The organism is Undibacterium pigrum (assembly GCF_003201815.1).
Classification (GTDB): Bacteria; Pseudomonadota; Gammaproteobacteria; order Burkholderiales; family Burkholderiaceae_D; genus Undibacterium; species Undibacterium pigrum.
The window spans coordinates 291,901-305,988 of sequence record NZ_QJKB01000005.1; the positions used below are offsets into that span (position 1 = coordinate 291,901).

11 protein-coding genes are annotated in these 14,088 nt (G+C 53.1%); 4 read left to right on the forward strand and 7 right to left on the reverse strand.

Annotated elements, in window-relative coordinates; all coding sequences use genetic code 11:
• The first annotated feature begins 180 nt into the window (after positions 1 to 180).
• Positions 181 to 867 (forward strand): hypothetical protein, encoded by a 687-nt coding sequence (locus tag DFR42_RS16785; RefSeq protein ID WP_110256160.1) that lies wholly within the window; start codon positions 181 to 183, stop codon positions 865 to 867.
• A 171-nt stretch (positions 868 to 1,038) separates the two neighbouring features.
• On the opposite strand, the gene DFR42_RS16790 is transcribed toward DFR42_RS16785, so the two are convergent.
• From DFR42_RS16790 to DFR42_RS16805, 4 genes are all read right to left on the reverse strand, one after another.
• Positions 1,039 to 1,878, reverse strand: coding sequence for a substrate-binding periplasmic protein (locus DFR42_RS16790; RefSeq protein WP_211324329.1), 840 nt, complete (start codon positions 1,876 to 1,878; stop codon positions 1,039 to 1,041).
• Positions 1,879 to 2,068: 190 nt separating this feature from the next.
• Positions 2,069 to 3,484, reverse strand: coding sequence for an MBL fold metallo-hydrolase (locus DFR42_RS16795; RefSeq protein ID WP_110256161.1), 1,416 nt, complete (start codon positions 3,482 to 3,484; stop codon positions 2,069 to 2,071).
• 253 nt (positions 3,485 to 3,737) lie between these two features.
• Positions 3,738 to 6,155, reverse strand: coding sequence for a DUF6600 domain-containing protein (locus tag DFR42_RS29255; protein ID WP_170133557.1), 2,418 nt, complete (start codon positions 6,153 to 6,155; stop codon positions 3,738 to 3,740).
• A 181-nt stretch (positions 6,156 to 6,336) separates the two neighbouring features.
• Entirely contained in the window at positions 6,337 to 7,290 is a 954-nt protein-coding gene (locus tag DFR42_RS16805; protein WP_110256162.1) for a LysR substrate-binding domain-containing protein, read from the reverse strand.
• Between the two features lie 160 nt (positions 7,291 to 7,450).
• On the opposite strand from DFR42_RS16805, the gene DFR42_RS16810 reads away from it, so the two are divergent.
• On the forward strand, positions 7,451 to 7,831 hold the full coding sequence (locus DFR42_RS16810; protein WP_110256163.1) for a VOC family protein: 381 nt from the start codon (positions 7,451 to 7,453) through the stop codon (positions 7,829 to 7,831).
• Between the two features lie 94 nt (positions 7,832 to 7,925).
• Here DFR42_RS16810 and DFR42_RS16815 read toward each other — a convergent pair whose 3' ends face one another.
• Positions 7,926 to 8,906, reverse strand: coding sequence for an alpha/beta fold hydrolase (locus DFR42_RS16815; RefSeq protein WP_110256164.1), 981 nt, complete (start codon positions 8,904 to 8,906; stop codon positions 7,926 to 7,928).
• An 81-nt stretch (positions 8,907 to 8,987) separates the two neighbouring features.
• Here DFR42_RS16815 and DFR42_RS16820 point away from each other — a divergent pair, with 81 nt between their 5' ends.
• Positions 8,988 to 9,647, forward strand: coding sequence for a TetR/AcrR family transcriptional regulator (locus DFR42_RS16820; protein WP_110256165.1), 660 nt, complete (start codon positions 8,988 to 8,990; stop codon positions 9,645 to 9,647).
• Positions 9,648 to 9,789: 142 nt separating this feature from the next.
• On the opposite strand, the gene DFR42_RS16825 is transcribed toward DFR42_RS16820, so the two are convergent.
• The gene (locus tag DFR42_RS16825; RefSeq protein WP_110256166.1) at positions 9,790 to 11,778 is read right to left on the reverse strand and encodes an OPT family oligopeptide transporter; all 1,989 of its coding nucleotides are present in this window, start codon (positions 11,776 to 11,778) and stop codon (positions 9,790 to 9,792) included.
• A gap of 333 nt (positions 11,779 to 12,111) precedes the next feature.
• Between DFR42_RS16825 and DFR42_RS16830 the strand changes: the two genes are divergently transcribed.
• On the forward strand, positions 12,112 to 13,323 hold the full coding sequence (locus DFR42_RS16830) for a hypothetical protein (RefSeq protein ID WP_110256167.1): 1,212 nt from the start codon (positions 12,112 to 12,114) through the stop codon (positions 13,321 to 13,323).
• Here the strand turns inward: DFR42_RS16830 and DFR42_RS16835 are convergent.
• A complete protein-coding gene (locus DFR42_RS16835) occupies positions 13,320 to 14,015 on the reverse strand; it encodes a flavin reductase family protein (protein ID WP_110256266.1) in 696 nt (231 codons plus the stop codon). The two genes, DFR42_RS16830 and DFR42_RS16835, sit on opposite strands and share 4 nt — an antisense overlap.
• Between the last annotated feature and the right edge of the window lie 73 nt (positions 14,016 to 14,088).

The window sequence follows — 14,088 nt, forward strand, 5'->3', positions numbered from 1 at the left end:
CCCATGTCAGCCATTTCTATGGATACGGACATTCGCGGCTAAAGCCGCTCCTACGGGATTTTTCATTGAAAATATGCTATCTTTATCGCGTTACGCCGGACCCATATCTAGCCCGGCACCAAAGAACTCATTTCATTGCTGAAATGAGATGCCCAAACTCTGAAAAAAGCAAGGCAGCATATGGATGTCAAACTCAATTTCATCAACAGATCCAGTGATACGAATAATTCCAGTGTGGTGATTTTTCAAAAAAATGTAGCTACCAGTTTTGATGAGCTGGCGATCGCCTGGAAGGTCATTGAAAAGACTGGTTCCGGGGACAGTCATGCCTTTCATTTTCCGGTATTTTCTTTTATTGGTGCCAGTGATTCCTGGGGCAATCATACGCCCTTGCAGCCAGTGCAAAACGGCGCAGTATTGCAGATGGAATTGACCAACTCAGGCGCGCAATTATTGCCAGTGGCCAGCGTGGATAATGCGGTCCAGATGGACTTTGCTGTCACTGCCAATCAGCAAGAGGTCAGTATTCCTGACTTTGCTGCAAGTGCGGAACAGCTGCAAGTCGCCAATGCCCTGCCACAAGGTGCGCTCAATGTGTCTGTCTACAAAGACGGTACTTTGCTGGCGGCTAAAACTTCAGTGGTTCCAGGGGAAAAAGCAGTGTTTGAATTCAAGCCTACTATCTGGGTAGGCGTGGCCAGCGAGGTCGAACAGGGCCAGGTCATGAATTCAGCCATTATTTCCAGCATCAATACTGAATTATCCTTGCTGGGCATTGCCAGCGCAGATATTGTCATGACTGGTGGCGGCCCAGGCAAAGATGCGCCACCCCTGGTTTTTACATTGGAAAATATTGTGCCGGCTTGAGCTGGTGTGGCTATGGCTCGCAAGGGCAAGCTCTTCGAACCTGTTTACGATCTGTAGCGAGCGTCAGCGGGTTGAAGAGCAGCGCAAAAAGCGGAATGTACTCTAGTACATGAGCATTTTGAGGAGCGCATGAGGCCCGATCACGCTCGCGCAGTAAGATCGTAAATAGGTTTAGTGTCTGGCTGGCGGGTCCAGCCTTATCACCGCCATAGGTGGCGGCTCGTTAGGCAGCCATTTTTGATGGATGCGGGCGAAGTGGCCTTCCTTCTTCAGCCAGCGCAAGGCATCTTCCCATGCCTTGATGGTACTGGCCGGGGTTTGCGTGGAAAAAGCCAGGTAGAGTTCCAGGCTGTCGAGGACTTTGACTTTCTCGACTTCATCGGCAGAGCGGCCTATTTCTTTCAATACCGAAGACACCACCAGGCTGCCTTCCACCCATAAATCAAAACGCCTGGCCAGCAACATATTGGCAATGATTTGCGGTGTCGGTGCCTGCTCTATATTTTGAAAACCTTTCTTGCGCGCCGTGTCAGCAAAGATGCTGGAACGATAAGCCCCCACCTTGAGTTTTTGTATGTCCTCGCCCATGCTTTGCAGGCGGGCAGCATTGCCCTTGCGGGTGTACAGCGATGTGGTGGAGATGGCGATGGGGCCAAGCAAGACCATGAGCTTTTCCCGCTCTTCCGAGCGCCCTACGGTAAACAGGAGGGTATTGGGTTCTTCCAGCAGGGCCTTGTAACCACGTGCCCAGGGGACAACCTGTACCGGCTGGGTATTGCCCAAATGTGCCTGCATGGCTTGCACGACTTCAACTGCCATGCCCTCGGCTTTAGTACCGTTGCCAAAACTGATAGGCGGCCAGTCTTCAGTGAAAATTTGTAATTCCTGCGTTTGTGCATGCGCAGGCGATGTAATCATGAGGACAAACAATACCAGCATGCACGACAGCAATGCTGTCAGGCTATTCAGCTGTGCATGACTGGTGAATGTAGAGGACTTGTCTGGCCGCATCTGTAACCATAATCTTGTTGTACAAAGTGTAAGCTGATGGCAGAGCTATTAATTGCCTTACTGAAATTTACAACAATTGCTGCGCCAGCGATAGCAGTATGCGCAAACGGTGTTGCTTATGCCGCATGCTGACACCGTTTTCTACAAAACGGGGTGCTTTTCAAGGGCACCCGGTCCATTTAAAGCATACTCAGGTTTTCCCCATGGCTGGCCTGGCCGCCATCCTTAATTCCAGTGCTTGCTTGAACTCTTGCCATGTACCGCTGCGACCATGTACTCCTACCAGTTGTTGTACCTGTAACTGGTGCTGCCTGATCAGGCTATCCAGTTCCATACCCACATCAAACACTGGCGGGACTGGGCCAATTTCAGGCAGGTAATACAAGTCGCCCTGAAATATGATCTGGTACCCCTCATCGTATGCCACCAACATGTCAGAAGCATGACTGCTTGCCATGGGGTAAATGCGTATGCTGCGGCCACCCAGGTCCAGTTCCCGCGGCGCGCTGACTTCGCTGACTTTGCTGGCCACATCCTCGCCCAGTTGCCTTTGCACTGCAAGCCTGCCATCCTTGCCTGTCAAAATCTGTATGCCTTCCTGCATGTACGCTGGCGTCCCAGCGATGTGATCTTTATGGGTATGTGACAGCACGATGTAGGCGAGTTTGCGGCCAGGAGCTGTCTGCTCTATCAGTGCCCTGATCTTGCTGCCTTCAGCAATGCTGACGGGCGCATCATAGATAGCCACACTATGCGTGCCAACCGAGAAACTGCTGTGGTAGCCGGATTCACTGCCATCAACGCGATAAGTGCCAGGCGCAATCATGGTGGCGCGCAATGTGCCCTTGTCCTGTTGTTCTATATAACCCGCGGGCAAGTCAAAAGTGTGGGCATCGATATGGTCTGCCACCTGGGTATTGATAGTCCATTGCACTACCAGCTTGTCGCCATTTTTGATGATAATTTTCTGGGCCTGTTTAAAGTTTTCTGCCGCCCTGTAATCTGCATACTCATAAGTGAAGTTCGCGCTTTTGGCACTCAGCACAGTGCTGCTGCTTCTTTCCATGATCATACTGGCAGGCCGGCCAGCGGCATCATTGAAACTCCATTGCTCTAATTCTTCATTCTCCTGTCCTGATAATTTCCCTGGCAATTTGATGGGCTGGCGATTGCTGGCATGTTCCAGCAATAATGCCGGACTCAAAAACAGGTAGTCGGCATAAGCATTGCGGGATTTTGTCGCATCCTCCCTTTCTATTTCCACACCCTGCCGCCATTGCAGCAGGTCTACGGTGGCGACACCATCCCTGTTGCCGCTGGACAGGAAATGAAACTTGATGTTACCTGGCCAGACAGATTCACTGACAGAGCGGAAATGCCCATCTTTTTGTAATATCAATTGCTGTTTGAGTTTGATTTCCTGCACCGCGTTTTGTGGTGTCGCTGCCTGATGTGATGCCAGGCGCGTGCCCTGCATATCAAGCGTGACAGCAAAGTTTGGGGGCATGGTTTGCGCCTGTGTACTGCCGCTTGCCAGCAAAATACAGATGCTGGCAAGAATGGCTGACAGCGGCAATCCTGGTGGTAAAACCTGTGATGTAAACATCGTGATCTCTCCTTGTCTTTGACAAAATACAAAATGAAGCTTGATGCCGTAAATGGCATGCAAGTTTTGGCAAGAGATCGGTGCTGCAGTTCAAGAAATTCAAACCACTGTGGGATGTATTCGTCACAAGGCAGGTGGAGATTGGCAAAAGTTTTAGCGGACGCTAAGAAGGGGATGCGGTGATAGGGGGATGTGTGACAGATAGTGAAGAAACCAGCTCTTGTCAGGCACAAGAGCTGGCTGATTTTACAAATTACCGTTCGCTCAAACCACGCATTTTTGCATTGCGTGCATCATCCTTTTCTTTCGACTTTTCTGCGGGTGCAGGTGCCGGTGCTGGCGCGGGAGCTGGCATCGCTCTCGGCGCTGGTGCTGCCGCAGGCATGGGCGTTGGTGCAGTGGCCGGCATTGCTCTTGGAGCAGGCGCTGGCATCGCCGACGGCATAGGCATAGGGGCTGGCCTGCTTTCCATGCGCGCAGGTTGTTGAATCTGCTGCGGTTGTTGCACTGGCTGCTGTATAGGCTGTGGAGCAGGCTGGATCAATGGCGCCTGTTGCACCGGTCTTTCTATTTGCACAGGGTCAGGGCGGCGCTCTATGGGTCTGTCATTGCCACGTTCAATATTGCGCTCTGGCATTCTTTCACCGCGCAATTCCTGCTGACCATTATTATTCCAGGTGCTGCCAGGCCGGTTGACCCTGTCATTATTTTCCACCTGCCTGCCTGAGTTCGGTGTACCCATAATGGCATTATTGGCTGGCGTGTTTGCCGTCGGTGTATGCAGTGGTTGCTGGTTGACTGGCGGATTCACAGCAGGAGCGACATTGATGGTGGCTGGCTGCGATGTACGTGGATTATAAACATTGGCATTGCCCGGCATGGTATTGCCATTATTGGGCATGCCATTGCCATACTGACGTGGCTGGCCTGGCTCAGTGTTCCAGTTGCTGCCTGGCCGTGGCGCTCTCTCGCCACTGTCCACAGGCCTGATCTGGTTTGGCGTTACCGTGTTGTTATTGGCTGGTGCATTTACTGTGGGCGCAATATTGATGCTGGAAGTATTGCCTGGTTGTGGCGTTACATTTGCCGGTGTGCGCGGTGGATAGACATTATTACTCTGGATACCGGTATTCGGCGTAGTGAGGCCAGCACCGACCGGGCGCGTGCCGGGTGTGGTGTTGGCATTGACTTCAGCAGGTCGAAAAACTGGTCTGCCTTCTTGTCTGACTTCATTTGGATTCTGGTTGCTGATCAAGCCGCGCTGCTCGGTACGTGTCGCAGGCATTACCAGGTTTCTCTGGCGGTATTGGTCACCATCACGCCAGTTTTGCTGGCGTGCTTCACCAAAACGGTTATTACTGCCCGGCGTAATACTTGGTGCCTCAGTCAGCGCGACCGGGGTTTGCCTGCCAGACGATATCAGCCTGTTGCTGGAGACAGGCATGACATGCTCACCACGTACAAAGGTGGTGGTTGGCACGACAGTAATGGCATGCTGCACACCCTGGTTCACGTAGCGGCTGTTGACCAGGCTGTTATTTACCACCAGGCTTTGATTCAGGCGCTGTATGTACTGGGTATTGCGGGTATATCCAGGGCGATAGACTTCACCAGGCCCGAGCGGGAACCATGCTACTGAAGGTTTGGAGCCATGCTTGTGGCCGCTGAAATCTCCACCGCCAACAAAAGCCACCAGGGCTGGTGCATACACTGGGCGATGATGATGCTGACGTGGACCCGGCACCCAGGCCCAGCGTGTGCCTACATAGGCCCAGCGGCCATAGTGATATGGTGCAAAACCCCAGGGCGCACGATCTACCCAGGTCCAGCCCCAGGGCGCAACAAAGACCCAGTTACCATCACGGTAAGGTGCCCAGCTCGCACTCACCTGGCGCGGATACCAGACCGCGCCATAATCGGTCGTGGTTTCCCACACACCATATTGATCAAGCTGCTCATATCCGATGACTTCGCGCGAGACATAGCGCACGGTTTCCAGGTTTTCTTCAGCGCGATCACGGTCTGCCGCCCACAGATCAAAAGTATCAAGTGGCGAGACTGAGCCTATGGAATTGTGTTGCAGATTGCTACCCATGAAACGGGTTTGCTCACCCTGCCTGATAGTGATGGTATCGCGCTCACCATGGGCAATCGCAGTACCACGTCTTACCTGTACTGTGGTGCTATTGTCTTCATTGACCGTGATCTTGTATTCGCCGGGTTCTTGCAGCGAGAACACCAGGTTAGGTGTGCGTATGTCAAAATTTTCCCTGCCATTGAGTTCGCGTACACGCACCACCATGCCACCCTGGTTCAAGTCCACCTGGGTATTGTCATCATCGAGCAGGTTGAAGCTGATGCGGGTATTTTCCTGCATGCGCAAGACATTCGGGCCCACATGCAATTCTGCCTTGCCAGCATAGGGCACTTGCAGGCTGTCGCCAGTAGAAATGGGGCGGTTAGGCATCAGCGCCGTCCAGTTATTACTGCCCACATCAGCAAAACTGATATTGCCGTAGGAATAACTGACCCGGGCAACGCGGCCCGGCGGCTCATCCTGGGCATGTGCCGTGCCTATGTAAAACATGCTGGCCATTGCCAGTGCTGCGATTTTCAATAATGGCAGATGACGGGTTTTGACAGATGAAGCGGGTTTATCGAATGCAGACATGGATTTCTTCCCGGCATGGGGTTAAACAAAATGACTAGTTCTACCCTTAACGCATGAGCAGGCCATTTGGATGGCAAGAGATTTCACAATGTTTGTATTTTTTTGTAGCAGCCCGCAAATGCTTGTAAAAATCATAGGCCTTGCAGGCCGGGATTTCATGTTGGCCTGAAGACAATTCAGCTCAGCCTTGCTGTTGATTCAGGCATTTGATTTTTGCCAGTTCCATCTTACCCTGCTTTACAAATTCCTCACCCTGGCGCGTGATCCAGTCATAAACACACCGCACAGCATCAAGCTGCAGGCCTTGTTTTGTGGCAAGCAAATAGTAGTCGCTCTGGCTCTGCAAACTGCTGTCAAACAATCTTTGTAATTGTCCGGACCTGATCCTGTCACTGACATGGCTGTGACGCTCAAAAGCAATGCCATGCCCGTGTTCTGCGGCTTGCAATACCAGGTTGCTGTCATCAAAGCTGATGCTGCGCAAAGTTTGTTCGGCATGCAAACCCAGCGCCTTGAAATACGCAGACCAGGATGAACCGGCACCTATGGTGTGGGCGTGCACCAGCAAGGGCAATTTGAGCAAGTCCTGGACTGTGGCGGGCTGGTGCCTGGCAATAAAATCTGGTGAAGCTACCGGGTAATAGTATTCAGTCATCAGCTTATGGACCTGGACATTCGCCCAGTTGCCGCTACCAAAACGCAAGGCCAGGTCGACGCCGTTTTCACCCAGTTCTGCGAGTTCTATGCTGGCCTGTATTTGCAAGGAGATATCAGGGTGGGCCAGATAAAAATCATGTAGCCTGGGTAGTAGCCAGTATGCGGCGAACGCCGGCAGGCTGGCAATTCGCACTACCTGGCGCGGGCTGCGATGATGCTGACTGATGCGGGCAATGGCCGTACCTAGCTGATCCAGCGAGAGCGTGACCGCCGCATGCAATTCACGCCCTGCATCGGTCAGCCTGACGCCATTCTGGCGCTCGAATAATTCCAGCCCCAGTTGTTCTTCCAGTGAGCGTATGCGATGACTGACCGCACTGTGGGTGAGACTGAGTTCCTGCCCCGCCAGACGGAAATTCTGCAAGCGACCTGCCGCTTCAAAAATACGTAAATCATTCAAGCCCGGAATTTTTTGCATATCGTTTTTACAGTGAATTTTTCTCTATACCCTGGTGCATATTTGTCGCTAGTCAGCTTGTTGCTGCCACAAGATACTGTGAACTTTATTGACAGGGAGTATGCATGCAACATCCATATTATCAATACACAGGCAAGGCCAGTTTGCCAGGAGCAAGTAAATGAAAATAGATCATATCAGCCTGCTGGTGACTTCACTGGAAACCAGCATGCCTTATTATGAATGCCTGCTGCCGCAACTGGGTTTTGTCGAGACCAAGCCGCAGGTCTGGACTGATGGCGAGGGTTTCTTTTTCCAGTTCCTGCAGGCTCACCCTGATACCCGGCCCTATGAACGCTATGGCGCAGGCATGAATCACCTGGGTTTTGGTGCCACATCGGCAGAGCAGGTCATGCAAATCCGCCAAACCATGCATGACGCCGGGTTTGACGTGCCAGCCATGCAAAACCTGGGTGGTTCACTGGCCCTGTTCATGAAAGATGCAGACGGCATACGTTTTGAAATCACTTACTATGCGCCAGGTGCAGCAGTGGTGGATTAGGATATGTAGGAGCGGCTTCAGCCGCGAACAGCAAATGCCGCAAGCTTGCGTCACACATGGCCTGTATAGAAAATCTTCGCGGCTAAAGCCGCTCCTACAGGTCAGGATTGCCAAGACTTGCCAGCCATTGCTCACCGATATTGACAAGCTCAGCATTGAACTCTGGCAGCAAGGAGAAATGGCCCCAGTCAATTTCCACATAGTCTTTTTTGCCTGACAGGCGCTGGTAGCAATTCAGCGTCAGCTGCGGCTTGACCATCTTGTCGCGTTTCTGGTTCATGACCAGCACAGGCACAGATGTATTGGCTTCCAGCGGTATCGCAAAAGCCGTATCAAGCATGCTGGCGAAATAGCGTGCCGTGACCGTGCGCAGCGTCAGAGGATCAGCTTGCCATTTAGCGTAAAAGCCCAGTGCCAGATCACGTTCATCCATCATGTTTTCAAAGCGTGCGAGTGGACGATAAGGCAGGCGCAGTCGCGGTGCCAGTTTCGCCAGCAAGCCACTCATGGCCCTGCATGTTCTGGCCAGGCCTGGGATGTTTGCCAGTGCCGCAAAACGGGTAAAGGCCAGGCCGGTGACGGGGTCGCCAAAGTCATACAGATTGAGGCACACTGCTGCTACAGGCGGTTTGCCCTGACTGGCCAGCGCGGCTGCCGCTGCATAAGTCAGGCCGCCGCCTATGCTGCCGCCGCACAGGTATAAGGGGCCAGCAAATTCCTGCCTGGCCCAGGCGGCTACATCAACGATGTTTTGCACCGCCTCAGCCACCGTAAAATCCCCCATGGCACCGCCAGAGCGTCCCTGGCCTTTCTGGTCTGGCACGACCACGGTATAACCCTGCTCATAAAATGCCAGTGCCAGGCCGACGAAGATACCGCCATATCCACCACCACCATGGTTGAGTATCAGCACCGGTGCTGCTGGGTTTGCTTGCTGATACAGGTCTATATGCAATTCCACTCCCGTTGATGGCAGATGGCGGGTTTGCACTACCGCCAGCACGCGCGCCAGCAGGGCGGGGTCATGGTAGCAATGCCAGTAAGTTTGTTCAGAATGTGCTTTGTTGATCGTCATGGTGCAGTCCGGTAATCGTGAGGACTATAATATGAACAATCATTCACATTGTCTATTCGCATTCAGGAGCTGCTTATTGCCATGAGTAAATCACGTGGTCAGTCTCTCACCCGGCCTAACAATCGACCTATAACCCAGCCTTTAAAACAGCCTTCCCAGCAGCGTTCCCGGGTCACGGTGCAGGCCATCCTGGAAGCAGCTATTCATATTTTTGATGAATTTGGCTATGCCGCAGGCACGACCTCACGTATCGCCAGCCGGGCCGGTGTCTCAATAGGTTCTCTTTACCAATACTTTCCCAACAAGGATTCGATATTGACGGCCCTGGCCGAACAGCATCTGGCAGAAGGTCTGGCACTCAGCGTAAACCTGCTGGAAACCCTGCGCACGACCAGCCAGGCGCTGGAACCGGTATTGCATGACATCGTCGGCCACATGATTGCCCTGCATGAGCATAATCCGGGTTTGCACAGGTTGTTATATGAAGAAGGCTTGTTGCCAGCACAATTGCGGCAGACTGCGAAGCAGGCTGAACAGTTTTTGATAGAAGAAGTGGCACGCTGCCTGAGCCAGCGAGCTGATGTCGCTGTTGTTGCAGACCGCCAGATGCAGGCCTACTTTGTCGTGCATGCGATTGAGCATTTCACCCACAGGCTGGTGATAGACCAGGCACCAGTGGAGTTTCAGTTACGGGGGAAGAGTGAATTGGTTGGTATGTTGCAGAGGTATTTGCAGGCATAGACCTGGAAGGGGCTTAGGTTGGGGGCGCTTCGTAGGTTGGGCTACGGGGTATCAGCCCAACACTCGGCGCTTAAATAACGTATGCGTTTGCAAAGGCCCAGTGTTGGGCTGGTAAACCGCAGCCCAACCTACAAATGTACAATTACATCATCACATTAATGATGGCATTACCTATCCCCAGGATAGCCGCACCCGAGATCAGACCAGCACTGATGGCTTCACAGCCCTCTACCCAGAAGGTATGGCCTTTCGTGCCTTTTTCAGGGTTTTTCCTGCCCATGTACCAGAATATCAAGGCACCCAGCCACATCGCGAAGCAGGATTCTGGTGGCAAGACCACGCCCAGGCCGATGGAGACAGCAGACAGCGGCAAGCGGCCACGGGTGATGACATTGGTCACTTCAATGAACACGGCACACAGGCCAGCAACCGCCATGGCGATGATGGCAGAAGTCGGCAAGCCACTCACACCCTTGGCAATGATCTCGGCCACACCCTTCCACTGCAAGGCAGACGGGAAGGCGAATTGCTCGCTGACGATAGTTGCCGTACTGCGCAAGCCATTCGCATCAGGTGGCAAAAACAGCAGGAAGAACAGCGGCACGCAAGCCAGTGCACCAGAAACGATACCGATGATATGCCCGATGACCTGGTGACGCGGTTTACCACCCAGCATATAGCCAGGCTTGATATCAGACAGCAATGAAGAGGCATTGAAAGCGATGTCTGCAGTCATACCGGCTGGCAGCAGGTTGTTGGCCGGATTGCTGCGGTCTATCGCGCCCATGCTGAATTGCGTGATCTTGGCCAGCGCACCGATAGGTGCCCAGGAAGTCAGCGCCATTGCATTGATACAGATAATGGTCAATACAAAAATTAGCGGGAAGGCAATCAGCGCCATGATGTAAGGCACGCCAAACAGGGTATTCACCAGCCAGGCAGCAATCGCGCACAGGATAGGCACGCCTACATAAGAAATCCACAGCGGCACTTCTATGTCTTTCAGCGGATCAGGGCCAGTGTCTTTTTCTTTCTTGCCGCCACCCGTCATGGATTTGAACGCTGCCTTGAACAGCTCAGGCTTGGCCAGCAAGCCCACCATGGAACCTACCACCATCATGGTCACAGCCCACCACAAGCCCCATTGATTGACAATCTCGGTACGGGAAATTGCCACCACCGTGCCATTCGGCAGGGTACGCGCAGCGATATCGCCGTTTTGTATCATCCACGGAGCCAGGATGACAAAGTTGATGAAGGCACCCAGCATGACGCTGCTGGCAACCCGCACACCCATCAGGCCACCGACACCAAACATGGCGACGTCAGCAGTCAGACGCAGGCCCAGCTGGCGCACGTCCGTACCCATGATCTTGGGTATCCACCAGTTGAGCTTGATGGCGGCGTTATAGTAATAAGTGTCCAGACGCTCATGCAGATACCAGGGCTCTGTCATGCCTGCCCATTTATCCATGCGCAAAATCTTGAACTGGATCAGACGCATCCAGCCATCGCTGACTATCATCTGGTACAAGCCAGCGAACAGACTGGTATAACCTAGCAGCTTGGCCTTGTACATGCCGCCACCAGCGCCGTCAGTATAGAGAGAATCAAGTACCACGCCACAGGCGCGGCCTTCAGGGAAGGGGAGCTGGTCTTCATTGACAAAGCGACGCTTGAGCGGGAAAGCCACCAGCACGCCTATCAGGGCGACCACCATGACCCAGACCAGCATCTGCCACCAGGGGATGATCTTGCCGGTGATGAGCATATACGCAGCCAGGCTGGAAATCATGGGGTTGATCATGTAACCCGCAGCAGTGGCGATGGATTGCGTGCAATTATTTTCCAGGATGCTGTAGTCGGCAGTCACGCCCAGGCTATGCAAAATCTTGAAAATCGCAAACGACAAAATCACCGAAGTCAGGCCAACACCAATACCTATGCCAGTCTTGGCACCGATATAAAGGGCCGTGGCGGCCAGTATGCCACCCAGCAGGAAACCGGTCAGGGCAGAGCGCAGGGTAAGCTGCGCCATGTCCTTGCGATATACATTGTCAAACCACCATTGGTCTTTCTGTCGTCGTGTCCAGGTGCGTATCTGTTCATCATCCAGCTGTTGCAGAGCCATGTATCCTCCATTTTTATGTAAGGACTTGCGCAAAACCACCCCGACTGCACAGCAAAGACTGACAGTAACAATTTTGCGTAAGTCCTGATTGCGAACTGCTGCCTTATGGGCGGCAACTCTATCCTCAGTGTGACGCCGCGGCTCATTTTTTTGTCAGCTCGAGCCTTGGGCGGTAGCGCAATATAGTGTTAGCTGAACAGCATGTCAATTTTTGTGCGCTGCACTGAGGAAAACAGCCTGAACTTGAGCAAGCTAGAGGCGTCCAACAGCAGTAAAATGCTGGCAACAAAGTTTGTAATAAAGTTTGCAACAAATACATGCGGAGAACATTTCATGGAACTCAATCAGTTAGCGGAAGCCTATGTCAAACTCGTCCTGGCCGTTGGTCAGCACGACCCGGGCTATGTCGATGCCTATTACGGCCCGGCAGAATGGCAGGCAGCATCGCAAAAACTGCCCCTGGCAGACTTGCTGCAGCAAGCAGAAGAACTGACGGCACAGGCACAAGCCCTGCCAGCAGCAGAGGCCGGGCAAGAGCTGCGCCAGGACTTTTTGCGCCTGCATGTCGCTGCCGTGCGCACCTATATCGCCCATCTTGCAGGCCATAAACTGTCTTTCGATGATGAATCCCTGGCCTTGTACGATGCCCGCTCACCAGACCTGAGCCCTGCAGATTTCGACCCCATCCTGGCAGAACTGAGCCAGCTACTGCCGGGCGAAGGTGATTTGAATACGCGCCTCAGCACTTATGCAAAACAGTTTGAAATCCCGCAAGACAAGCTTGATATCGTGTTCAAGGCCGCCATCAATGAATCCCGCGCCCGCACCAGGAAATACATCAGCCTGCCAGAAGAAGAAAATTTCGAGATTGAATATGTCAAGGACCAGGTCTGGAGTGCCTACAACTGGTATAAGGGTAATAGCTATAGCCTGATACAGGTCAATACCGATTTCCCCATGTTCATCAGCCGCGCCATCGACCTGGCCAGCCATGAGGGCTACCCCGGCCACCATGTCTTTAATCTGCTCATAGAAAAGCATCTGGTCAATGACAATGCCTGGGTAGAGTACAGCGTCTACCCGCTATATTCACCCATGTCTTTCCTGGCCGAGGGCAGTGCCAACTACGGCATAGAAGTCGCCTTCCCGCATGCCGAGCGCATGGCCTTTGAAAAAGAAGTCCTGTTCCCGCTGGCAGGCATAGACCCGGCCAAGGTTGAGCGTTATTACCAGGTGCAGGCCGTCCTGCAAAAGCTGACTTACGCTGGCAATATGGTCGCCAAGCTGTATCTTGATGGCGATATAGACACCGAAGCCGCCGTCGCCATGCTGATGAAATACGCCCTGTCTGACGAAGCCAGATCACGGCAACGCCTGCGCTTCATGGAAAAGCACAGGTCTTACGTCATCAACTACAACCTTGGTCAGGATATGACCAAGGCCTATGTAGAAAAACTTGCCATACCGGGTGATGAACAAAGCCGCTGGCAAGTCTTTGCCGAGCTGTTGTCCAAGCCCCGCACAGCGTCGATGATGAAAGTTTAAGTCTCTGACAGCGCAGTTATCTTGCTTATCTGTCTGGCCTTATCAACATCCGGGCTGCGGTAAGCTTTTTCCGGTATCGTAGCCAGGGTCGATGCGTGTAGCTGCTGATTGTCGAGCCCATAGAATTTCTGGAAGCTCATGATCAGCGGCTGCCATTTGTCCGGATCTATGCGGTCAGGGTTGCCATCCAGCAGTAGCGATGCATCAACATGCAGGCGTTGTATGCGTAACTCGAAAGTCAGGATGCCCCCCTTGAGCATGGCTTCATCTTCTGCAATGCCATGCATGGCCGCGACGGTGCATTCCTGCTGCACCAGGCATTCCTGTACCCGCGCCGCTGTCACTGTTTCTGATGCTTGCGGCGTCAGGCCCGCCAGTTCAAATTTATTTCTCTCCAGCCGGTAACCGCGCGCTGCCTTCCATGGGGACATTGCATCCGAGCCTGTCGTCAGCGCCAGTTTGTTGACAGCGGCCACTTCATTGACGGATGCGAGATTGAGTACACACTGGCCGTTTCTTTTCAGGTTGCGGGCGGTTTGTGAGCTTGACCCCACACCGATAACGGCACGCCAGCCCAGCCAGAATATGGAAGAGATAGGGGCCAGGTTAAAACTGCCATCTTCATTGACGGTGCTGACCAGGATGACGGGGGTGCCGAAATAGAGTATGGCGGATTCGCTGCTGATGTGCATGGTGTCCTCGCATGTGGGTTGTTCGATGTTTGGTTCGATGGAGGAAGTATGCGGGGTGTTTTTTGTTTGGGCT

What these genes read in the sequence shown, in the direction of transcription:
- DFR42_RS16785 (WP_110256160.1), top strand. Translation starts at nt 181, where the DNA reads ATGGATGTCAAACTCAATTTCATCAACAGATCCAGTGATACGAATAAT.
- DFR42_RS16790 (WP_211324329.1), bottom strand. Translation starts at nt 1,878, where the DNA reads ATGCGGCCAGACAAGTCCTCTACATTCACCAGTCATGCACAGCTGAAT.
- DFR42_RS16795 (WP_110256161.1), bottom strand. Translation starts at nt 3,484, where the DNA reads ATGTTTACATCACAGGTTTTACCACCAGGATTGCCGCTGTCAGCCATT.
- DFR42_RS29255 (WP_170133557.1), bottom strand. Translation starts at nt 6,155, where the DNA reads ATGTCTGCATTCGATAAACCCGCTTCATCTGTCAAAACCCGTCATCTG.
- DFR42_RS16805 (WP_110256162.1), bottom strand. Translation starts at nt 7,290, where the DNA reads ATGCAAAAAATTCCGGGCTTGAATGATTTACGTATTTTTGAAGCGGCA.
- DFR42_RS16810 (WP_110256163.1), top strand. Translation starts at nt 7,451, where the DNA reads ATGAAAATAGATCATATCAGCCTGCTGGTGACTTCACTGGAAACCAGC.
- DFR42_RS16815 (WP_110256164.1), bottom strand. Translation starts at nt 8,906, where the DNA reads ATGACGATCAACAAAGCACATTCTGAACAAACTTACTGGCATTGCTAC.
- DFR42_RS16820 (WP_110256165.1), top strand. Translation starts at nt 8,988, where the DNA reads ATGAGTAAATCACGTGGTCAGTCTCTCACCCGGCCTAACAATCGACCT.
- DFR42_RS16825 (WP_110256166.1), bottom strand. Translation starts at nt 11,778, where the DNA reads ATGGCTCTGCAACAGCTGGATGATGAACAGATACGCACCTGGACACGA.
- DFR42_RS16830 (WP_110256167.1), top strand. Translation starts at nt 12,112, where the DNA reads ATGGAACTCAATCAGTTAGCGGAAGCCTATGTCAAACTCGTCCTGGCC.
- DFR42_RS16835 (WP_110256266.1), bottom strand. Translation starts at nt 14,015, where the DNA reads ATGCACATCAGCAGCGAATCCGCCATACTCTATTTCGGCACCCCCGTC.